Origin of the sequence: Kitasatospora sp. NPDC089797 (genome assembly GCF_040684795.1) — a bacterium.
Classification (GTDB): Bacteria; Actinomycetota; Actinomycetes; order Streptomycetales; family Streptomycetaceae; genus Kitasatospora.
The window spans coordinates 36581-57627 of sequence record NZ_JBFBGS010000059.1 but is presented as its reverse complement, the minus strand read 5'-3'; the positions used below and the strand labels follow the sequence as shown (position 1 = coordinate 57627).

The following is a 21047-nucleotide window of genomic DNA, read 5'->3' as shown; positions in this document are numbered from 1 at the left end:
TAGCAAGCTATGGTGCTAGCATTTCGGGTGTGGGAAACGAGGAAGTGAAGCAGTTCAACGTCTACCTGCCGATCGAGCTGATCAAGCAGGTCAAGTTCCGTGCCATCGAGGAGGAGCTGTCGCTCTCGGCGCTGGTCGCCACGGCGCTGCGCGCCTACCTCGACGCCCCCACCCCCGAGCAGCCGTCCACCGGATCCAGCGAGGAGAACTGAGATGACGACCCAAGGCATCGAAGCCGTGTTCATCGAGACCCACAACTGGGGCAAGGCCGTGAAGTTCTTCCAGGGCCTGGGCTACGAGCTGGAGTTCGAGACCGACCACAACTCCGGCCAGCTGCGCAACGGCGACGGCCCGAGCCTCTTCGTGGCCGAGGTCCCCGCCGACCGGGAGACCCCGCTCCAGCTGGTGCTCAAGGTCGCCGACGCCGACGCGTTCGAGGCCGCCCCGGGCGTCGAGGTGGTGACCCCGTTCGAGGCCACCCACTTCGGCACCCGACTGGCCACCGTCCGCGACCCCGACGGGCGGCTCTGGAACCTCCAGGCGCCGGCCGCGCAGCAGTAGCGGACGGCACGGCGGCGGGGCACCCACCGAGCGGGTGCCCCGCCGCCGTACCTGCCCGTACCGCCGTACGTGCCCGTACCGCCGTACCTGCCCCCGCTACTCCGCGGCGATCCCCCCGAGGATCTCCTCGACCGCCGCCCGGGCCCGCTCCGCGTCCTCCTCGACCAGCCCGATCCTGGTCCGCCGGTCCAGCACGTCGGCGACGTCCAGCGCGCCCTCGTGGGTGATCGCGTACGCGACCTCGGCGCGGGTCACGTCCAGCCCCTCCGCCAGCGGCGTCGACTCCCCCGCGGCCAGCACCTCACCGGTCAGGCCGCCGTGCCGGGCGATCAGCGAGGCGGGCACCCCCTGGACGGGCAGCGGACGGCTGTCGCGGTGCCCCGGGGCGCCGACCAGCGGCAGCCGGGCCGTCCAGCAGGTGCGGGCGGGCAGCCCGCGCAGCCGGACGGCGGCGTCCACCGCGTCCTCGGCCATCCGCCGGTAGGTGGTGAGCTTGCCGCCGACCACGGTGACCACCCCGGACGGCGACTCCAGCACCGCGTGCTCGCGCGAGATGTCGGCGGTGCTCCCGCCCCCGGTGTCGATCAGCGGGCGCAGCCCGGCGTAGGCGCCGCGCACGTCCGCCCTGGTCAGCCCGGTGGCGAGGGCCGCGTTGACGGTGTCCAGCAGGAAGCTCAGCTCGGCCTCGGTGGGCTGCGGCCGATCCGGGATCGGGCCCGGGGCGTCCTCGTCGGTGAGCCCGATCGCCACCCGGCCGAGCTGCTGGGGCAGCGCGAAGACGAAGCGGCTGGTGGAGCCGGGCACCGGCACGGTGAGCGCGGCGGCCGGGTGGCCGAGGGTCGCGGCGTCCACCAGCAGGTGGGTGCCACGGCTGGGCCGCAGCCGGATCGAGGTGTCCACCTCGCCGGCCCAGACACCGGTGGCGTTGACCACCGCCCCCGCCGTGACGGTCAGCGTCTGCCCGCTCAGCGCGTCGACCAGCCGAGCGGACGTCCCGGTGACCTCCTCGGCCCGGACCCGGGTCAGCACGCTCGCGCCGTACTGCGCGGCGGTGCGCGCCAGGGCGACCACCAGCCGTGCGTCGTCGATCAGTTGGCCGTCGTGGGCGACCAGCGCGCCGCGCAGTCCGGCGGTCCGGACGGCCGGCACCAGTTGCTTCGTCCGGGCCGCGTCGATCCGGCGGACCCGGGGCAGCAGGCTGCCCGGCGTCCCGGCGCTCAGCCGCAGCGCGTCCCCGGCGTGGAAGCCGGTGCGGATCAGCGCGGCCTGGCCCGGGCCCAGCAACTCGGGGAGCAGCGGCACCAGTTGGGGCAGGGCGCGGACCAGGTGCGGCGCGGTGCGGGTCATCAGCACACCGCGTTCGACGGCGCTCTCCCGGGCCACCCTGACCCGCCCGGAGGCGAGGTAGCGCAGGCCTCCGTGCACCAGCTTGGAGCTCCAGCGGCTGGTGCCGAAGGCGAGGTCGCGGGCCTCGACGAGCACCGTCCGCAGGCCGCGCGCGGCGGCGTCCAGGGCCACCCCGGCCCCGGTGACACCGCCGCCGATCACCAGCAGGTCGATGGACGGGGCGGCGGCGAGCGCGTCCAGCTCCCGGGCCCGGCGGGCGGCGTTGAGCTGGGTGGTTCCCGCGTAGGGGCCGGCCACGGAGGTCATGGGGCGAGGTATCCGTTCAGTGCTCTGGCCAGTTCGCGCCGCCAGGCCGCCTCGGGCAGCAGGGAGGCGACCATGCGGTGCGACTGGACGGTGGACTGGGCGATCAGCAGGACCATGGCGGCCAGCTCGGTCGGCTCGCCGGGGCGGACCGAGCCGTCGGCCTGGCCCCGTTCGATGCCGGTGCGCAGCGCCTCCAGCAGTCCGCGCTGGCTCGCGCCGAGCCGCTCCACCACGTACTGGAGCATCAGGTCGGAGTCGTCGGAGCGCAGCAGCGCGCCGAGCACCGGGTGGTCGCGCAGTTGTACGGCGACCTCGACCACCCGGTCCACGAAGGTCTCCCGGTCGTGCACCTCCAGCGAGGTGCCCTCCAGGGTGGCCAGGATCTCCCGGGTGAGCAGCGCCCCGATCACCGCCTGGACGTCCGGCCAGCGCCGGTAGACGGTCGGGCGGCTGACCCCGGCGCGGCGGGCGATCTCGGCCAGCTGGGTGCGGCGGACGCCGAGGTGCACGACCAGGTCGGCGGCGGCGTCCAGGATCGCGTCATCGGTGCTGCGGGCGGCTCCACTGCGGACGGCTCCGCCGCGGGGCTGCCGGGGTTCGACGTTACTACTTGACATGATGTGTGAAACTGTAACGCATGGCACCTGAGACGCAAGCGGGAACGGCCGACGCCGCGCTGCCGCTCCCCCCGATGAAGTGGAACGCCTGGGGAGACCCGGCCCTCGCCAAGGAGCTGTCGGCCGACGTCAAGGGACTGCTGGCCGCCGCCCTCGGCGTCACCGGCGACGCCACCCCCGGGCCGGACGCCGCCGAGGTCGTGCTGCGCCCCTCCCGGATCACCGCCGAGGACCTCGCCGCCCTGGCCGCCGCCGTCGGTACGGCGCACGTCAGCGCCGCCGACGCCGACCGGCTGCCCCGGGCCGGCGGCAAGTCCACCCCCGACCTGCTGCGCCGACGCGACCGCGAGCCGCAGGACGCGCCGGACGCCGTCGTCGTGCCCGGCGACGAGGCCGAGATCGCCGCCGTCCTCGCCATGTGCGCCGAGCGCCGCATCGCCGTCGTCCCGTTCGGCGGCGGCACCAGCGTGGTCGGCGGACTCGACCCCGAGCGCGGCCCGTTCCCGGCCGTCGTCTCGCTCGACCTGCGCCGGCTCGACCGGCTGCACGCCCTCGACGAGACCTCCGGCGAGGCCGTCCTCGGCGCCGGGCTCACCGGCCCCGCGGCGGAGGCGCTGCTCGCCGACCGCGGCTGGGAACTCGGCCACTACCCGCAGAGCTTCCGCTACGCCACCATCGGCGGCTTCGCCGCCACCCGCTCCTCCGGTCAGGACTCGGCCGGCTACGGGCGCTTCGACGAGATGGTCCGCGGCCTGCGCGTGGTCACCCCGGCCGGGACGCTCGACCTCGGCCGCGGCCCCGCCTCCGCCGCCGGCCCCGACCTGCGCCAGCTCTTCCTCGGCTCCGAGGGCACCCTCGGCGTGATCACCGCCGTCCGCCTGCGCGTCCACCCGCTGCCCGCCGTCAAGGCCCACGAGGCGTGGAGCTTCCCCGACTTCGCCACCGGGACGGCCGCCCTGCGCGCCGTCGAGCAGCAGGGCACCGGGCCCACCGTGATCCGGCTCTCCGACGAGGCCGAGACCATGGTCAACCTCGCGATGACCGAGCAGATCGGCGGCGCCCCCGCGGTCAGCGGCTGCCTGGCCGTCACCGTCTTCGAGGGCACCCCCGAGCAGGTCGCCGCCCGGCACGCCCTCACCCGGGAGGCCCTGCTCGCGGCCGGCGGCACCTCGCTCGGCGAGGCGCCCGCCCGGGCCTGGGAGCACGGCCGGTTCAACGCCCCCTACCTGCGCGACTCCCTGCTGAGCGCGGGCGCGCTGTGCGAAACCCTGGAGACGGCCGCCAGTTGGGAGCAGCTGCCCGGCCTGCGGTTCGCCGTCACCGCCGCCCTCACCACCGCGCTGCCCGGCGCACTCGTGCTGTGCCACATCTCGCACGTCTACCCGACCGGTGCCTCGCTCTACTTCACGGTCGTCGCCGCCCTCGGCGAGGACCCGCTCGCCCGCTGGGGCGCCGCCAAGCGGGCGGCCGGCGACGCCATCCTCGGCGCGGGCGGCACCATCACCCACCACCACGCCGTCGGCACCGACCACCGGCCGTGGATGACCGGGGAGATCGGCGACCTCGGCGTGCGCATCCTGCGCGCCGTCAAGGCCGAGCTCGACCCGGTGGGCATCCTCAACCCGGGCAAGCTGATCCCGTAGCCGGGACCGGCGAGCCGATCCCGTGACCGAGAGGGGAGTTGGGCCCATGACCGGCCCGAGAACCGTCCGCAGGGTCGTCGTCCTCACCAACCCGGCGGCGGGCATCGGCCATGCCGAACCCGCGGCCCGCCGGGCCGTCGCCCGGCTGCGCGGCCTCGGAGTCGAGGTCGAACCGCAGGCCGGGCGCTCCGCCGGGGACGCCGTCCGGCTCGCCCGCGAGGCGGCGGCCGACGGGGCCGACGCGGTGGTCGTGGTCGGCGGCGACGGCATGATCAACCTCGCCCTCCAGGCCCTCGCCGACACCGCCGTGCCGCTCGGCGTCGTACCGGCCGGCACCGGCAACGACCACGCCCGCGCGTACGGCCTGCCGATCGGCGCCCCGGAAGCGGCCGCCGACGTGATCGCCGCCGGACGCACCCGGAGCCTCGACCTCGGCCGGATCACCGGGGCCGACGGGGGCGTCCGCTGGTACGGCTCGGTCCTCGCCGCCGGCTTCGACTCGCTGGTCAGCGACCGGGCCAACCGGCTGCGCTGGCCGCGCGGCCGGATGCGCTACAACCTGGCCATCCTCGCCGAGTTCGCCAACCTGCGCCCGCTGCCGTTCCGGATCACCCTCGCCGACGGCACCGTCATCGAACGCGACCTCACCCTCGCCGCGGTCGGCAACACCCGCAGCTACGGCGGCGGCATGCTGATCTGCCCCGCCGCCCTCCCGGACGACGGCCTGCTCGACCTCACCCTGGTCGACGCCATGCCCCGGCTGCGGATCGCCCGCTTCTTCCCCACCCTCTTCAAGGGCACCCACGTCGACCACCCGGAGGTCACCACCCTGCGCACCGCCTCCCTCCGGATCGAGTCCCCGGGCATCACCGCGTACGCCGACGGCGAGTTCATCACCGCGCTGCCGGTCGAGATAGCGGTGCACCGCGACGCCCTGCGGCTGCTGGTGCCGTGACTCCCTGGGCCCTTCCCGGACGGCGGCTGCCCGGGAGGCCCCCAGGGCTCCCGGGCAGCCCTCACAGGCGCGCGGTGATCTGGCGGACCGGATGGCCGAGCGCGGCGGCCACGGCCGCCAGCTGAGCCCCGGTGAACCGGCGGCACTCCGGGTTCCAGACCTCCAGCTCGAACCGGGCGAAGCCGCACGGCCGGTCGTACGCCAGCGCGTCCAGCGCCGTCGCCACCCCGCAGCAGGGCACCGTCACCGCGAGCGTGGCGAAGCCGTCCTCGGCGTGCTCCTCCAGCAGGTCGCCCCACCAGCCCGGGTCGACCGGGCCGCCGCAGTGCGGGCAGCCGATCCGCTCCAGGTGCTCCCCGCAGTCGACCGCCGCCGTCCGCTCGTGCCAGGTCACCTCCAGTTCGGCGCCGTCGTCCGCTTCGACCAGCCCGGCCAGCACCGCCCGGGCCCGCTCGGCCGCCTCCGCGTCCGGCTGCCAGTGCGGATCGGTCGGGATCACCGACACCACGTCATCGCTCATGTCCGTCGCCCTCCCCGTCGCACTCAGCCGACCAGCCGGCGGCGCCAGAGCAGCGGGCGTATCTCGATCGCGGCCGACGGCTCCCCGCTCCAGCGCGTCGGAAGGCCTACTGCCGTCAGGGCGGCGACCACCTCCCGGCCGACGGCCGCGGTGGTCTCCGGCGAACCGTCGAAACCGCCGTAGAGCAGGGACAGGCCGTGCCCGGCGGCCGCCGACTCGGTGCACTGGGAGTGGAAGTAGACGAAGCCCCGGGCCTCCGGCTCGCCGACCGCGCCGATCTCGGCCTCGCCGCAGGAGCGGCAGCAGGCGAAGTCCTCCCGCGCGGTGACGCCCGCCTCCTCCAGCGCGGCGAAGGCCCGGGCGAGGCGCTCCGGATCCGTCTCGCCGACCCAGCCGCCCTGCACGCCGACCCGCTCCAGCCAGAGCCGGTCGGCGAGTTGCCCCGCCTGCGCCCGGGAGAGCGGGCGGCGCTCGGCCGTCACCAGGTACTCCTCGGCCTGCTCGGCGAGCCCGGCCCGGTCGGTGTAGCCGCAGGCCAGGGTCAGCCGCAGCTGCTCCTCCAACAGCCGCCGCTCCTCGGGCTCCAGCACCGGCTCGGGCACCGGCTCGGCCTCCGCGCCGAAGTCGAGCAGCTCCCAGGCCAGGCCGTCGTCCCAGCCCGGTTCCTGCCGCGCCCAGCCCGTCATCGCCGCCGCGACCGCCGCCGGCCCGGCCACCCGCACCTCGAAGTGCCGGGCGGCGGAGCCGTCGCGGTGTTCGAGCGTGTAGTCGCCGCCGTCCCGGTGCCACACCTGGATGTAGACGTCCGGCAGATCCGGTATCCGCTGCACGACGAGGAAGGAGTCCGCCCCGGCGCCGATGCGCCGGACCAGCCCCGCCAGTTCGTCCGCCGTCACCCTGAGGTGCCGCGCGTCGTTCGACTTCACCGAGATCGCCAACATGCCGTCACTCTGGCACACGCCACTGACAGGCCGACCGGGGGCGTGGCGGGGCTAGGCGAGGTGGTCCGCCCGGCGCAGGCGGAAGACCACGGTGTGCCGCAGCGGGCCCGCCGGGGCGTCCGGGTCGTCGAAGTCCTCGGCCGGGTCGTGGGTCATCCCGAGGCGGCGCATCACGGCCTGGGAGCGCAGGTTGCCCGCGGTGGTGAGGGCGAGGACCTCGGGGAGGGCGAGCGGGCCGAAGGCGTGGCCGAGGACGGCGCGGGCGGCCTCGGTCGCGTAGCCGTGGCCCCAGGCCGGGCGGGCCAGCCGCCAGCCGATCTCGACCCCGGCGACCGGCGCCCCCTCGTCGACGTCGTCCAGGCCCGCGAAGCCGATGAACTCGCCGCTGCCGCGCACCTCGACGGCCAGCCACCCGTAGCCGCGCCGCTCGACCGCCGCCTCGTAGCGCGCCACCGAGGCGTCGCTCTGCGCGCGGGTGAGCGGGGCGCCGAGGTGTTCGCGGACCTGCGGGTCGGCGTTCATCGCGGCCCAGGGCGCGAGGTCGGACTCCCGCCAGCGGCGGATCAGCAGGCGGTCGGTGCGCAGTTCTTCCATGCCCCCACCCAAGGGCACCGCGCCCGCCCGGGGCAAGCGGAGGAACGCCCGGGCCGGGACGCGGCGCTCACACGCCCCGGGTCGCGGTGATCCGCCCGTCGTCGATCGCCTCGACCAGTTGCCGGTGGTCGGCCGCCGACCGGTCCGCGTACTGGAGGGCGAAGTCCCCGACGGCCTCGGCGAAGGTGTCGGCCGCGCCCAGGTAGCCGGTGATGGCGAGGCGGTCCCCGGTGCGGGCGTGGGCGCGGGCGAGGGTGCGCCCGCAGAGTGCGGCGTAGGCGCGCAGGCCGGCCGGGGTCATCGTGCCGACCTCCGCCGAGCCCTTCATGTCGCGCAGCTGACGGCCGTAGAAGTGGCGTCCGTCGGGGCCGGTGGTCCAGCCGAGGAAGATGTCGCTGGCGGCCTGCATCAGGTGCTGCCCGACGACCACCCGGCGCCCGCCCTGGTGGACGGCGACCTCGGTGTCCACCCGGGTGGGCGGCAGGTGGTCCTCCAGCACCGACCGGCCGGCCTCCTTGAGCTGGAGGAACAGCGGGTCGCCGGTGTCCCGGCCCTCCAGCAGCACGATGTAGCAGCGGGTGCCGACGCTGCCGACGCCGACCACCTTCATCGCCGCGTCCACGAAGCGGTAGCGGTCGAGCAGCACCCGGCGGTCCTCGGCGAGGCCGGCCCGGTAGGCGCTGAACACCTTGCCGATGCCGCGCAGTTCGGCCCGCTTCAGCTCCTCGATCAGCGGTGGCGCGCTGACGATCCGGTGCCGCCCGTCCCGCTCCTCGGTGAGCTTGCCGAAGGCCTGGAGGCTGGTGCGGCGCCGGGCGTGCTCGAGGTCGGCGACGACGGCCCGGCGCCGCCGGCCCTTGCGGATCAGCCCGGGCAGGTCGGCGGTGTCGACCCGGCTGTACCAGACGTCGAGTTCGCCGAGCCCGGCCAGCCGGCGCATCCCGGCGGCGTAGCCCAGCACGGCGCCGCGGGCGGCCTGCCGGGCCCGGTCGTCGTCCTGGCCGTCGGCCCGGGCGGCGACCGCGACGCTGGCGGCGAGCCGCTTGACGTCCCACTCGAACGGCCCGGGGTGGGTCTCGTCGAAGTCGTTGACGTCGAAGAGCAGCGCGCGTTCCGGCGAGGCGTACACCCCGAAGTTCAACAGGTGTGCGTCGCCGCAGAGTTGGACGGTCAACCCGGTGTCGGGGACGGCCGCGAGGTCGGCGGCCATCACGGCGGCGGCGCCGCGCAGGTAGCCGAACGGGCTGTCCGCCATCCGCCCGTAGCGGATCGGCAGCAGCCGGGCGATCCGGCCGGCGCCCTGGGCCTCCAGCACGCCCAGCGGGTCGGGCCGGTCGGCGGCCGGGATCCAGCGGCCGTGCTCGGAGCGGGAGATCCGCTCCCGGGCGGCCCGCCCGGCGCGGCGGCGTTCGGCGGGGGTGTTCATGCGGGCGGCTCCGTCCGTCGAGGGTGTCGCGGGTGTGGGCACACCTCCGCACGACGGTAGGACACGAGTGCCGGGGAGCGCACCACCGCGTCCCCCGGCACTCGGCCGACCGGATGACCGGACGGCCTGACGGCCCCGGGGCCTCACCCCACGGTGAAGTCGGCCATCATCGCCATGTCCTCGTGCTCCAGGTTGTGGCAGTGCATCATGAACGTCCCCGCGTAGTCGGTGAAGCGCACCAGCACCTCGACCGCCTCGGCCGGCCGCAGGTCGACGGTGTCCTTCCAGCCCTCATCCCACGGCCCCGGGTCCCCGCCGTTGCGCCCGATCACCTGGAAGTGGTCGAGGTGCAGGTGCACGGGGTGGTGCAGGTCGGTGGAGAACCGCCACAGCTCGACCTTGCCGAGGGCCGGGTCGGCGACGCTGCGCCCGGGCTCGTACGGGTCGCCGTTGATGGTCCAGCCGTCGCCGCGGCTGCGCCGGAAGGTGAAGTCGCGGGTGGCGACGGCCGCCGAGGGGTTCAACTCCTCGACCGTCGACAGCTTGTCGGGCACCGTGGCGCCGTCGCTGACCGCCCGGGAGGAGACGTCGAAGCGCATCACCTCGGCCGTGCGCCCGCTGCCGAAGCGGTTGAGCAGCCGCACCCGGGTGCCGGGCGGGTAGCGGGAGAAGTCGACCACCACGTCGAAGCGTTCGGCGGGCGCGATCTCGATCGCGTCGTGGGTGACCGGGGCGGCGAGCAGGCCGCCGTCGGAGCCGATCTGCACCAGGGCGTCGCCGCCGGAGGGCTGCGGGTCCAGCTCGAGCCGGTAGAGCCGGGCGTTGGAGGCGTTCAGCAGGCGCAGCCGGTAGTGCGCGCGGTCGACGTCCAGCCGCGGCCAGGGCGCGCCGTTGACCAGGATGACGTCGCCGAGGACGCCGTTCATGTAGCCGGAGACGACGCCGGGCACGGCGAGCGAGGCGTCGGCGGCCGGGTACTTGAAGGAGCCGTCGGCGGCGAAGGAGCGGTCGGCGAGCATCAGCGGGAGGTCGCGCTCGCCGCGCGGCAGCGGGAGGGCGCCCTCCTCGTCGTCGTGGACGAGGTGGAACCCGGACAGGCCCCGCCAAACGCCGAGGCCGGTGAAGCCCATCCGGTGGTCGTGGTACCAGAGGGTGGCGGCGCGCTGCTTGCCCGGGTAGGTGTGGGTGCGCTCGCCGACCAGGTCGTGGCCGGCCATGTGCCGCATCCCCGGCATGCCGTCCATCGAGGAGGCGGCGGGGAGGGCGGAGCCGACCGGCAGCAGAAGGTCGATCGGGTAGCCGTCGCTGTCCGCCGGGGTGTGGCCGCCGTGCAGGTGGACCACCGAGGGCACCGGCAGCTGGTTGCGGTGCTTGATCACCGCGGCCCGGCCGGAGCGGGTGACCACGGTCGGGCCGGGGTACGTCCCGCCGTACGTCCAGGCCTCGGTCCGCACGCCGGGCAGGATCTCCAGGGCGGCGGTCTGCTGGGTGATCTCGTAGTAGTCGTTGGTGCCGTCGGTGCGCACCGGCTGGAGCACGGCCGGCACCGGCAGCGGCACCTGGAAGGCCGCGGGCAGGTCGAGGTCGCTGTCGAGCAGCCGCCCGGGGCGGCCCTCGCGGAGCAGGTAGGCCGCCGAGGGGACGGCGACCGAGGCCAGCGCGCCCGCGCCGAGCACGGAGGCGCCGAGGCCGAGGAACCGGCGGCGGTTCACCGGCTCACCTCCACCGGCCCGCCGGGCCGCGGCAGGCGTCCGCTGCCGTCCGCCTCCCCCTCGGGCACGACCTCCCGGGCGGGCAGCGGCAGCCGCCAGGCGCCGACCAGGCCGAACAGGACGCCGCTGACCAGCAGCACGCCGAGGGTCACGTGCACCCCGAGCGCCCGGGCGTAGCCGGCGCCGATCTGGCCGATCACGGCGACGGTGAGCAGGGCGGTGGTCCACAGCGGCCAGAGCGGGCCGCGGCCGGGCCGGCGCACCAGCGCCGCCACCACCAGCTGCGCGACGACCACGGTGGCCAGGGTCATCGCGGTGCCCTCGTGGTCCTTGAGGGAGTCGTAGGTGCCGTTGAGGAAGCTGCCGGCCAGCATGGTCTGGAGCACTGCCAGCAGGGCCAGGGTGGTGGCGGTGACGCGCAGGAGGATCAGCGGCCACCGGGGGGCGGGGGTGACAGGGGGGCTGCTCATGGAGGACTGCTCTCTCCTTCGACGGATCGGGCGGGGCGGGCGCGAGCGTAACTGATCGATCGTCATGATCAGTCGTACGTTCGGGCCTTGAGCCGCTCCGATCTCCCATTGCGCCGCTCACCACGGAGTTTGTCACCCGTCCGGGCGATCCTCTCGAGCGGTCCTCCAGTTCCCGGCCCCACCGCCGCGCGGCTTCGCCCCCGCCCCGGGCGGGTCCGCTACACCGGCTCGGCGGCGATCCCCAGGTAGGCGGCGCGCAGCTCGGCGAGCAGCGGGTGGTCCGGGTCGAAGGCGGTGCCGTCGACGGCGGCGAGCGGTCGCAGGCCGAAGCCCGCGTTCAGCGCGAAGGCCGCGTCGAAGCGCGCCAGCTCGGCGGCCCGGACCGGCTCGCGGGACTGCGGGCCGTCGTACGCGTCGGCGAGCAGCGCCTCGGTGACGCCGGGCAGGCTCGGGCCCTCCGGCCGGACCAGCTTGTCGCCGGCCAGGAAGCCGACGTTCCAGGTCGCCCCCTCGGTCACCAGACCGCCGTCGTCGGTCAGCAACACGTCGTCGTAACCGGCGAGTTGGGCCGCGCGCCGGTGGTGCACCAGGCCGAACAGGCCGACGTGCTTCACCCCGGGCAGCTCGCGCCGGTAGGCCGCCGTGCGCACCCGCAGCGGGGGCAGGGCGGCGGTCGCGGCCGGGCGGGTGGTGACCAGCAGGGCGGGGGCGGCCGGGGCGGCCGGGCGCTCCAGGCCGAGCGCGGGGTCGTAGCCGGTGACCCGGACGGTCACCGGCCCGCCGTCGGCCGGCAGTACGGCGCGGATCCGCTCCCGGACCACCGCCCGGTCCGGTCCGGCGCCGAACAGCGTCCGGCCGTCCCGGACCAGCCGGTCCAGGTGCAGCGTCAGGCCGCGGACCGCGCCCGCCTCGACCCGCAGGGTGGTGAAGTGCCCGTAGTTGAGCAGTCCCAGGGCGGCGAGCCGCGCCGGGTCGGCGGGCACGCCGTCGATCTCGATCTCAGCCATCCCCCGAGTCTGCCAGCCGGCCGGACACCGGCGGGGCCGGTTGCGCCAGCTCCACCGGGCGGCCCGGACCGGCCGCGGCGCTGCCCGCGACGCCATCCACGGCCCGGTCGGGGCCATCGCCCGCGACGCCGTCCGCCGCCCGGTCGAGGACACCGCCCGCGGCCCGGTCGGCCCGCTCGAACTCCTCGATCCGGGCCGCCAGCCCCTCCGGCTCGCCCGCGTCGGCCCAGCGCCAGGCCTCCGCCCACCACTGCGGCCCGCGCACCAGCGGACGGCCCGCCAGCGCCAGGTACAGCGCCAGCGTCGAGCGGGCGTACTCGTGCACCCAGCCGTCGCAGCCGCGGTAGTCCGCCGTCTCGTCCAGCCGCAGCCAGCGGCCCTCCTGGCCGGCGGCCAGTATCGGCACCCAGCCGCGCTGCCGGTCGGCGACCAGCAGGAGCAGCCGCCCGTCCTCCTCCCGCACCCGGTGGAGCGGCAGTTGGGGCATCCGGGCGAAGGACAGCGCGTGCTTCCAGCCCACCACCCACAGGCCGCGGCGCAGGTAGTAGCGGACGGCCGGCCGCCAGCTCCAGTGCGCCTCCAGCCGGAAGCCCGGCAGGCCCTCGGCGGTCGCCGCCGCGTACACCTCGTCGAGCGCGGCGGCGGCCAGCCCGCGGCCGCGCGCCTCGGGCCGTACGTACAGGGAGGACACCGCGAGCTGGCTCGGGCCCTTGGTCCAGTTGTCCACCGCGACCGTCCCGGCGACCTCGCCGCGGTCGTCCCGGATCCAGTAGCGGCGCCGGTAGAGCTCCCCGCCGGGCCACTCCCGGCCGCTCTCCCCCAGCCGCTCCCGCCAGTGCCGCTCGGCCTGCGGCGCCAGCGCGTCCGGGTCCACCCGGACGCCCGGCCCGCCCTCCACCAGGGACGCCAGGTCCCAGCGGGCGAACCGCCGTTCCTCCCCCTCGACGGCGGCCCGCAGGCGCACCCCGGCCGCCAGCCGGTCCTGTGCCCGCTCCACCGCCGCATCCCACGACCTCACCACGGGGGCCACCCTAGCGGCCCTCCGGGCACGACCCGTAATCCACCGGGCACCGAACGTCAGCCCGACCGGCCGGGGCGGCCGGTGGTGCCGTCGCCCGGCCCGGGGGCATCCGGGGCCCGGCCGGGGCGCGCTGGTCCGTGAGTGCGGCACCGGTGATCATCAGGCCGAACGGTAGTGCCGGACGGCGCCGTTGTCCCGGGGTTTCCGGGCAGCCGTGGCGACCGCCCGGCGCGGGCGGGTCAGGGCGACGGCGGCGACCACCAGGACGCCCCCCGCCAGGGCGTTCCAGCCGACCGGCTCGGCGAGCAGCAGGCCGCCCAGCGCGGTGGACCAGAGCGGCATGACGTAGGTGACGGCGGAGGCGACCGCGGTGCCGGCCGCGCGGACCAGACCGAGGTTGAGCAGGTACGCCAGTCCGGTGCCGACCGCGCCGAGCACCAGCAGGGCGGCGGCGGCCCGGCCGCCCGGCCAGTGCGGGGCGCCCGCCGCGAAGGGCGCGACCAGTCCCAACTCGACGGCGGCGCAGCTGATCTGGAGCGCGGAGAGGGAGGTGACCGACTCCGGGCGGCCGGACAGGAAGCGGCGCAGGTAGGCGAAGCCCGCGCCGTAGCAGCAGGCGGCGGCCAGACAGGCGAGGGCACCGGCGGTCGCCCCCGGGCCGAGGCCGCGCCAGACCCCGAGCACGGTGAGCACCCCGACGAAGCCGAGCGCCAGCCCGACGAGCCGGCGGGCGCCCGGGCGGCGCTCCTCGGGGACGGTGAGCACCGCGCAGAGCAGGGTGAACAGCGGGGTGGTCGCGTTCATCACCCCGGCGAGCACCGAGCTGACCCGGGTCTCGCCGAAGGAGAACAGCGTGAACGGCACGGTGTTGAGCAGCACGGCGACCACCGCCGAGTGCCCCCACAGCGCCCGGTCCCGCGGCACCCGCCCGCCGCGCAGCAGCAGGACCGCCCACAGCGTGCCGGCCCCCAGCAGGCAGCGCCACAGCGCCACCCACACCGGCGGCACCCCGGCGTCGACCGCCACCTTGATCAGGGCGAAGCTCGCGCCCCAGATCGCCGACAGTGCCACGAAGCCCGGCCACCAGCGCCGCACCCCGACCACCTCCCTCTCCGTCCCGGCTTGCTGGACAGAGGGTGGCCCGGCGGCCCACCATGAGTCCAACAAGTGGCGGTGCGGGAAGGATGAGGAAGTCTCATGGCTGCGGAGGTCAACCTGGCCCAGCTCAGGGCACTGGTCGCGGTCGCCGACACCGGCGGCTTCGGTGCGGCCGCCGACGAGCTGGGCATCAGCCAGTCCGCCGTCTCGCACGCCGTCGCCGCCCTGGAACGCTCGCTGGGCGCACCGGTGCTGCGCCGCGGCGCCCCGTGCCGGCCCACCCCGCTCGGCGAGCAGGTCCTGCCGCACGCCCGGACCGCCGTCGCCGCCGCGGCCGCCGTCCGGACCGTCGCCGACCGCCACCAGGGCGGCCCGAGCGGCACCGTCCGGCTGGCGGCGCCGACCACCGTCTGCCAGGCCCTGCTGCCCGGCCTGCTGCGGGACTGGGAGGCGGCGTTCCCGCGGGTCACCGTACGGGTCTTCGAGGGCGAGGACGCCGAGTTGCCGGTCTGGCTGGAGGCCGGCACGGTGGACGCCGCGGTGCTGGTCGACGCCGGGCCGCTGCCGCCGGGGGCGGTCGCGCTCGGCGCCGACTCGATGCACGCGCTGCTGCGCCGCGACCACCCGCTCGCCGCCCAGGAGACCGTGCACGTGGGCGACTTGGCCGACGACGACTTCCTGCTCTCCGAGGGCGGCTGCGAGCGCCACATCCGCGAGGCGTACCGCCGGGCCGGCACCCGCTTCACGCCCCGGCACCGGATCCGCGACCTCAACACGCTGATCGGCATGGTGCACGCGGGCGTCGGGGTCTCGGTGATGCCCGCGCTGGCGCTGACCATGCTGCCGCCCGACTGCGTGCTGGTGCCGATCCGGCCCGCCATGCACCGCACGCTGACCCTCACCGGGCCGCTCTCACGGCCGTGGTCCCCGGCCGTCAGCGGGCTGCTCGCCGCCCGCCCGGTCAGCGGTGCGCTCACGGCCGCCGGCGTCGCCGCCCCGGCCTGACCACGGCGCTCGTCCCGGGCTCCCGGGCGGCGGCCCGGCCCCGCAGCCGGACCCCGTCCAGCACCACGCCGACCACGCTGTGCTCCGGCACCGTCCCCCACACCCGGGAGTCCGTGCTGAAGTCCGGGTTGTCGCCGAGCAGGACGACCTGCCCGGCCGGCACCGCTCCGGTCGGCACCGACCCGGACGGCAGCACCGCCCGGAGGGCCGGGGGCAGCGGGTCGCCGGGGAGCGCGGCCAGCCGCTTCACCAGGAGGCGTCCGGGGCGCCGCCGTTCCGCGCCGGGCCTCGGAAGGCCGACGCCGGGCACGGACGCGCCGACCGTCGGAAGGCCGAAGCCGTCCGTCCGCGCGCCGAAGCCCTCCGGGGGTGGGGAGACCACCACGATCCGGCCCGCCCGCAGCCGGGCCAGGCCGCGCCGCAGCACCAGCACCCGCTGCCCGGGCCGCAGCGCCGGGCTCATGCTCGGCCCCGCGACCACGACCACCGACAGCACCGCCCGCAGCAGCCCGAGGGCCGCGGCCGGACCGGCGAGCAGCACGCCGCCGACCACCAGGAGCACCTGCATCGGGCTTCCCTTCCGCCGCGGCTCAGTGCGCGGCCGACGCCGGCCGGCCCGGCACGGCCGGGTCCTGGTAGCCGGAGGCCTGGAGGGTGAACAGTTCGGCGTAGCGGCCGCCGAGGGCCATCAGGGCGTCGTGGCCGCCCTCCTCGACCACCTCTCCGGCCGCGAGGACCACGATCCGGTCGGCCTCCCGGACGGTGCTCAACCGGTGCGAGATGATCAGGCTGGTCGCGCCCCGGCGCAACTCCCGCAGGTTCTCGTGGAGTTGCTGCTCGGCGGCGGCGTCGAGGCCGGCGCTGGGCTCGTCCAGGATCATCAGGTCGGCGTCCCGGCGCATGAACGCCCGGGCCACGGCCAGGCGTTGCCACTCCCCGCCGGACAGCGAGCGGCCCCAGCCCGCCTCCGCCCCCTCGGGCAGGAAGATCCGGCTGAGCAGGGCGCCGTACCCGCCGTCCAGCCGCCGTACCCGCTCGTCGATGCCGGCCGCGCGGGCGGCCGCGGTGATCCGGGGTGCGTCGTCGAGGTGGGCGACCCGGCCGAGGCCGATGTTCTCGGCGGCGGTCAGGTCGTAACGGCAGTAGTCCTGGAAGACCACCCCGATCCGCTGCCGGTACTCCTCCGGCGGGAACGCTCGGATGTCGACGCCGTCCCACAGCACCCGCCCGCGCTCCGGGTCGTAGAGCCGGCAGAGCAGTTTGACGAGGGTGCTCTTGCCCGCTCCGTTGAGGCCGACCAGGGCGGTGACGGCGTCGGCCCGCAGGGTGAGGTCGACGCCGCGCAGGATCCACGGCGCGTCCGGGTGGTAGCGGAACCAGACGTCCTGGAACTCGATGGTGCCGCGGAGCGCGCCGGGCGGGCGGGGGACGGCCGCCGGGGCGAGGTCCGGGGGCGTCCCGCCGAGCGCCCGGTAGTGCTCGAAGGTGAGCACCGCCTGGTACGCGGAGGCGCCGCTGCCGGCCAACTGACCGACACCGCTCTGGATGCCCGCCACCGCGGCCAGGCACATCGACACCTGGCCGACCGAGAGTTCGCCGTGCCGGGCGGCCCGGACGGCCCAGAACAGGCCGAGCGCGTAGACGCCGACGCCGAGCAGCGAGGCGGGCAGCCGCCGGGCGAGGTTCTGCCGGTCGGTCCGCTCCTCGACGGCGCAGACCGCGAGCAACTCGCGCCGGGCCCGCTGCCGCAGGAAGTCCTGGAGGCCGAAGAGCCGGATCTCCTTCACCGCGTCCACGTCCGCGACCAGACTGCCGTAGAAGGCCTGACGGCGGCTGCGGGCCATGGTCTCGCCGAGCGCGGCGGCCCGGCGGCGCCCGGCCGCCAGCTGGGCCCGGACCAGCGGCAGCGTCAGCAGCAGGGTGAGCGCGCCGAGCACCGGGTTGACGACGAAGACGGTGCCGAGGAACCCGGCGACGGTGGCCAGCGCCTGGAGGCTGCCGAAGGCCGAGCCGACCAGGATGTCCGGAACGGTGCCGGCCGCCTGCTGGGCGAGCCGCAGCCGGTCCTGGAACCGGGGGTCCTCGAAGGACCGCAGGCCGGGCAGCCGGTTGACCGTCTCGAACAACTCGTCCTGGGCCCGCAGCCGGATCGCCCGCCCGGCCCGGGCCCGGGTGTACTCGCTGAGCGCGGGCGCGAGCGCCAGTCCGACGCTGGTGGCGACCAGTTGGACGCAGGTCCCGGTCGGCGAACCGGCCACGACGCCGCCCAGGCGGTCGAACAGCCGGCTCACCAGCAGGGCGGCGACGGCGGGCAGCAGCCCCGCGACCAGCCCGCAGAGCAGCGAGAGCAGCAGCGTCGACCGGCCCGCCCGCCAGGCCAGCGCGCCGGCGGCCCCGGCCGACCGCAGCACCCGGCCGGCTCCACCGGCTCCACCGGTCCTGCTGGACGCACCGGCCCCGACGGACGCACCGGCCCGGGCGCCGGTGGTCACGCCGGCGGTCGCGTCGGTGGGCGCGTCGGCGGTCGGGCTCATCGCGCGACGGTCGGGAGGACGATCCGGCCCGGCGCCAGGTGGTTGGTGATCCGGCCGTCCGCGGCGACATCCACGTAGCTGGGCCAGCGCACCACCCCGAAGGCGGCGACCACGGACCCCTCGCCCTCGCCGGTGGGATCCAGCACCACCCGGGCCACCGGCTCCAGCAGGGTGCGCAGTTCGCCGACCACCGGGCCGCTGCCCTTGACCACCGCGAGGACCCGCTCCCGCCCGCCCGGGTAGTCGGTGACCGCCTTGACGAAGTCCGGCGCCTGCTCCAGGCAGGGGCCGCAGGTCCCGGAGAAGAAGCCGACCACCGCGGGGGCCCCCGCCAGGTCCGCCCGGGAGACCTCGCCGTCGGCGACCGAAACCGCCCGGAATTCGGGCATCGGGGTGCCGTCCGGAAGGCGGTTCTCGGGCATCGATCCGCCTATCCGGACATTTCCGTAGGAGGCGTGCGAAGCATGTCCGTTGACTTTCCTGGCGAGCGCCAGGGTCAACAGCAGATTGAACAGCGAAAGGCAGCCGATAAGAACGACGAAAATCATGGTCATAGCGGTTTTGCGCCTCGTTCCGGGTTCAGGGAGGTATTTCCGGTTTCCAGCGGGGCACATCCGACCAGCACGTTCGGCGGCCGCGCCGGGCGGCCGCGCCGGGCCTGCACGCCGGGCGGTCGGGACGGCCCGTCCGACGGGCTTCAGTGCGCCGCCGAGAACAGCTCGACCAGCGTGTCGGTGGCGATGATCAGCGCACTGGCGAAGGCGGCCACCAGCAGCACCGCCACCACCCCGGCCGGACCGAGGCCGCCGGGATCGGGCGCGGCGCCCGCCAGCAGACCGGCCGCGGCGACCGCGAGCAGCACCAGGTTGCGCGCCACGTGCGCCGCACCGACCGGCACACCGGAGGCCCCGAAGCAGGGGCAGGAGACGTCGGCGCCGCGCCGCAGCAACACCACCAGGACGGCGGCGAACACCGCGATCAGGCCACCGGCCGCGGCGAACGCCCAGCTCACGACGGGCCTGGGCATCCAGACCAGCAGGGCGAGGACGGCCTCGGCGATCGGCACCCCGAGCACCGCCGGGCCGGTCAGACGGGGCGACAGAACGGCCATCACGCGCAGCGCCGAGGCGAAGTCGGGGCGGGCGCGGAGCTTGGCGAGGGCGGACTTGGCGAACACCACCGCGATCACGACGCGGCAGCCGAGCAACAGGTATGCGGTCATGACTCCCCCTCCGCCGGTGCCCCCGCCGACGCAGGGCGGGGGCACCGACGGCCGCGTGTCGGTCGGCCGCGCGGGGCGGCCCACCGGATCGGTCAGCGGATCGGTCGACCGTCCGGACCGGTCGACCGGCCGGATCAGTCAGCCGGCCGGATCAGCCGGCCGAGCCGGACGGGTTCAGCAGCCACCGACGATCGCGTAGGTGGTGCAGGACGGCGCGACGGCACAGTTGAAGGAGCAGCACTCCGTCACCCAGAGCGTCTCGTTCACACAGTTGGTGGTGGTGCCGGCCGGGCACTGGCAGTACGCGTCGGCGGCCTGCGCCTTGCGCCCGCCGGAAACCGCCCGGTCGACCAGGTTGAGAATCGCCTGAACCATTTGTTCCTCCGCTCGGGAAGGTGGATTGGAGAGGCTGTGCGTTTTTCACGGGATCTCGCGGGTCGAAAAGCTAACTGACCGTTCGTGAGACTGTCCAGACCCAATTTCGAGCAGCGTCGTCATTCGATCCGGAACAGAAGGGTCCCCTTCCGCGCCCCGCCACGGTCGGCCTCCACCGGGTCTTGACCGATCTCCCGAGAAAGGTCTATACCAGTGGGAGCCCAGGGCAACCACCACGTGCCGCTGGGCAGTTCACCCTGCGCCGCGCCACCCCCACCTCGGCGCGCGCCCGGGTACTCCCCCACTGCTGCTCCCCGGAAGGCTTCCGCATGGAACGCGCTCTTCCCCCGCACTCCACTCCTGCCCCGTCCGCCCGGCCGGCCCCGTCCGCCCCGCACGGACGCCGCCCCCGCCGGGCCGCCCTCGCCGTGGCCGGGGTGCTCGGCCTGGTCGCCGGCGGGGTCGCCGCGCTGGCCGGCACCGGCGCCGCCTCGGCCTCCACCACCGCCGGCGGCACCGGCCTGGGCAGCAACTGGTACGCCTCGGCGCCGTACCTGATGCCCGAGGACAACAGCCCGCCGGACGCCGCCGCCGTGATGGACGCGACCGGGCAGAAGGCCTTCCAACTGGCCTTCATCCTCGCCCAGGGCAACAGTTGCTCGCCCGCCTGGGGCGGCACCTCCTCGATCGACTCCGACACCACCATGCCCGCCGTCATCCAGACCATCCGCGGCAAGGGCGGGGACGTCTCGGTGTCGGTCGGCGGGTACGGCGGCACCAAGCTGGGCCAGGTCTGCGGCACGCCGGAAGCGACCGCCGCGGGCTACCAGCAGGTGATCACCAAGTACAACCTCAAGGCGATCGACTTCGACCTGGAGGAGCCGGAGTACGAGAACACCGCCGCCATCCACAACGAGATCGGCGCGGCCCGCATCCTCCAGCAGAACAACCCCGGCCTGTACATCTCGATCACCACCGCCGGGACCAACGCGGGCACCGGCTGGTTCGGCACCCAGATGCTCAACGAGGCCAAGTCCCAGGGCTTCACGCCGAACAACTACTCGATCATGCCGTTCGACGGCGGCTTCAACGGCGCCGCCGCGCAGACCGACGCGCTGGTGAAGTTCAACCAGATCCTGCAGACCACCTTCGGGTGGAACGAGGCCACCGCGTACGCCCACGAGGGCGTGTCGATGATGAACGGCCGCACCGACGCCGCCGAGTACTTCCGCCAGGCCGACTTCCAGACCGTGCTGGACTTCGCCACCGCGCACGGCCTGGCCCGCTACACCTTCTGGTCGGTGAACCGGGACCGCCAGTGCGCCGGACCCGTCGACCCGGGGCTGTCCGGCTCCTGCTCCAGCGTGGCGCAGAGCGACTGGGACTTCACCAAGTACACCGTGAAGTTCGCCGGGGCGACCCCGCCCACCACGCCGCCGACCACGCCCCCGACCACCCCGCCGACCAGCCCGGGCACGCCGACCGGGAGCCCGACCGGCAACCCGGGCGGGTGCACCGCCCCGGCGTGGAGCGCGAGCACCACGTACACCGCGGGCTCCAAGGTCTCGTACAACGGGCACAACTACCACGCCAAGTGGTGGACGCTGAACGAGGTGCCGAGCGCCAGCGGCCAGTGGGGCGTCTGGGGCGACGACGGCCCGTGCTGACCGACCGGTGAACGGTGAGGGGCGGG

Annotated in this window: 22 protein-coding genes; 6 read left to right on the top strand and 16 right to left on the bottom strand. The window is 75.5% G+C overall.

All coding sequences use genetic code 11. From position 1 onward, the window contains the following. Positions 1-29: 29 nt before the first annotated feature. Together AB0O91_RS34825 and AB0O91_RS34820 are read left to right on the top strand one after the other, a co-directional pair. Entirely contained in the window at positions 30-212 is a 183-nt protein-coding gene (locus AB0O91_RS34825; RefSeq protein WP_363441834.1) for a CopG family transcriptional regulator, read from the top strand. 1 nt (position 213) lies between these two features. Continuing rightward, positions 214-561 (top strand): VOC family protein, encoded by a 348-nt coding sequence (locus AB0O91_RS34820; protein WP_363441832.1) that lies wholly within the window; start codon positions 214-216, stop codon positions 559-561. Between the two features lie 96 nt (positions 562-657). On the opposite strand, the gene AB0O91_RS34815 is transcribed toward AB0O91_RS34820, so the two are convergent. After that, positions 658-2214, bottom strand: a complete 1557-nt coding sequence (locus AB0O91_RS34815) for a glycerol-3-phosphate dehydrogenase/oxidase (RefSeq protein WP_363441830.1) — start codon at positions 2212-2214, stop codon at positions 658-660. After that, entirely contained in the window at positions 2211-2831 is a 621-nt protein-coding gene (locus tag AB0O91_RS34810; protein ID WP_363441828.1) for a TetR/AcrR family transcriptional regulator, read from the bottom strand. Before AB0O91_RS34810 ends, AB0O91_RS34815 begins: the two co-directional genes overlap by 4 nt. Positions 2832-2851: 20 nt before the next feature. Between AB0O91_RS34810 and AB0O91_RS34805 the strand changes: the two genes are divergently transcribed. Further along, the gene (locus AB0O91_RS34805) at positions 2852-4474 is read left to right on the top strand and encodes an FAD-binding oxidoreductase (protein ID WP_363441826.1); all 1623 of its coding nucleotides are present in this window, start codon (positions 2852-2854) and stop codon (positions 4472-4474) included. Between the two features lie 46 nt (positions 4475-4520). After that, positions 4521-5429, top strand: a complete 909-nt coding sequence (locus AB0O91_RS34800; protein WP_363441824.1) for a diacylglycerol kinase — start codon at positions 4521-4523, stop codon at positions 5427-5429. 61 nt (positions 5430-5490) lie between these two features. Here AB0O91_RS34800 and AB0O91_RS34795 read toward each other — a convergent pair whose 3' ends face one another. The 9 genes from AB0O91_RS34795 to AB0O91_RS34755 all read right to left on the bottom strand — a co-directional run bounded on the left by AB0O91_RS34795 (position 5491) and on the right by AB0O91_RS34755 (position 14224). Further along, positions 5491-5949, bottom strand: coding sequence for a hypothetical protein (locus tag AB0O91_RS34795; protein WP_363441822.1), 459 nt, complete (start codon positions 5947-5949; stop codon positions 5491-5493). Positions 5950-5972: 23 nt separating this feature from the next. After that, positions 5973-6890, bottom strand: coding sequence for a hypothetical protein (locus tag AB0O91_RS34790; RefSeq protein WP_363441820.1), 918 nt, complete (start codon positions 6888-6890; stop codon positions 5973-5975). Positions 6891-6941: 51 nt separating this feature from the next. Next, the gene (locus AB0O91_RS34785) at positions 6942-7484 is read right to left on the bottom strand and encodes a GNAT family N-acetyltransferase (RefSeq protein ID WP_363441818.1); all 543 of its coding nucleotides are present in this window, start codon (positions 7482-7484) and stop codon (positions 6942-6944) included. Between the two features lie 67 nt (positions 7485-7551). Next, a complete protein-coding gene (locus AB0O91_RS34780; RefSeq protein ID WP_363441816.1) occupies positions 7552-8910 on the bottom strand; it encodes a DUF2252 domain-containing protein in 1359 nt (452 codons plus the stop codon). Between the two features lie 143 nt (positions 8911-9053). After that, positions 9054-10622 (bottom strand): multicopper oxidase domain-containing protein, encoded by a 1569-nt coding sequence (locus AB0O91_RS34775; RefSeq protein ID WP_363441814.1) that lies wholly within the window; start codon positions 10620-10622, stop codon positions 9054-9056. After that, positions 10619-11092: a hypothetical protein gene (locus AB0O91_RS34770; protein WP_363441812.1), complete on the bottom strand. Its 474-nt coding sequence runs from the start codon at positions 11090-11092 to the stop codon at positions 10619-10621. The genes AB0O91_RS34775 and AB0O91_RS34770 overlap by 4 nt, the downstream gene beginning before the upstream one ends. Positions 11093-11310: 218 nt before the next feature. Beyond that, entirely contained in the window at positions 11311-12099 is a 789-nt protein-coding gene (locus AB0O91_RS34765) for an aminotransferase class IV (protein ID WP_363441810.1), read from the bottom strand. Further along, positions 12092-13120, bottom strand: coding sequence for a GNAT family N-acetyltransferase (locus tag AB0O91_RS34760; RefSeq protein ID WP_363441808.1), 1029 nt, complete (start codon positions 13118-13120; stop codon positions 12092-12094). The genes AB0O91_RS34765 and AB0O91_RS34760 overlap by 8 nt, the downstream gene beginning before the upstream one ends. Positions 13121-13279: 159 nt before the next feature. After that, positions 13280-14224: a DMT family transporter gene (locus AB0O91_RS34755; RefSeq protein ID WP_363441806.1), complete on the bottom strand. Its 945-nt coding sequence runs from the start codon at positions 14222-14224 to the stop codon at positions 13280-13282. A 93-nt stretch (positions 14225-14317) separates the two neighbouring features. Here AB0O91_RS34755 and AB0O91_RS34750 point away from each other — a divergent pair, with 93 nt between their 5' ends. Next, a complete protein-coding gene (locus tag AB0O91_RS34750) occupies positions 14318-15223 on the top strand; it encodes a LysR substrate-binding domain-containing protein (protein ID WP_363441804.1) in 906 nt (301 codons plus the stop codon). Here the strand turns inward: AB0O91_RS34750 and AB0O91_RS34745 are convergent. From AB0O91_RS34745 to AB0O91_RS34725, 5 genes are all read right to left on the bottom strand, one after another. After that, positions 15192-15791 (bottom strand): S26 family signal peptidase, encoded by a 600-nt coding sequence (locus AB0O91_RS34745; RefSeq protein ID WP_363441802.1) that lies wholly within the window; start codon positions 15789-15791, stop codon positions 15192-15194. The genes AB0O91_RS34750 and AB0O91_RS34745 overlap by 32 nt on opposite strands. Positions 15792-15813: 22 nt before the next feature. Beyond that, entirely contained in the window at positions 15814-17757 is a 1944-nt protein-coding gene (locus AB0O91_RS34740; protein ID WP_363441800.1) for an ABC transporter ATP-binding protein, read from the bottom strand. Further along, positions 17754-18179 carry a TlpA disulfide reductase family protein gene (locus tag AB0O91_RS34735; protein ID WP_363441798.1) on the bottom strand — a complete coding sequence of 142 codons (426 nt, stop codon included), beginning with the start codon at positions 18177-18179 and terminating at the stop codon, positions 17754-17756. The genes AB0O91_RS34740 and AB0O91_RS34735 overlap by 4 nt, the downstream gene beginning before the upstream one ends. Before the next feature lie 275 nt (positions 18180-18454). Next, positions 18455-18979 (bottom strand): MauE/DoxX family redox-associated membrane protein, encoded by a 525-nt coding sequence (locus AB0O91_RS34730; RefSeq protein ID WP_363441796.1) that lies wholly within the window; start codon positions 18977-18979, stop codon positions 18455-18457. 174 nt (positions 18980-19153) lie between these two features. After that, complete coding sequence (locus AB0O91_RS34725; protein ID WP_363441794.1) at positions 19154-19354, bottom strand: hypothetical protein; 201 nt, start codon at positions 19352-19354, stop codon at positions 19154-19156. A 329-nt stretch (positions 19355-19683) separates the two neighbouring features. On the opposite strand from AB0O91_RS34725, the gene AB0O91_RS34720 reads away from it, so the two are divergent. Then, positions 19684-21021 carry a carbohydrate-binding protein gene (locus AB0O91_RS34720; RefSeq protein ID WP_363441792.1) on the top strand — a complete coding sequence of 446 codons (1338 nt, stop codon included), beginning with the start codon at positions 19684-19686 and terminating at the stop codon, positions 21019-21021. Positions 21022-21047: the final 26 nt, after the last annotated feature.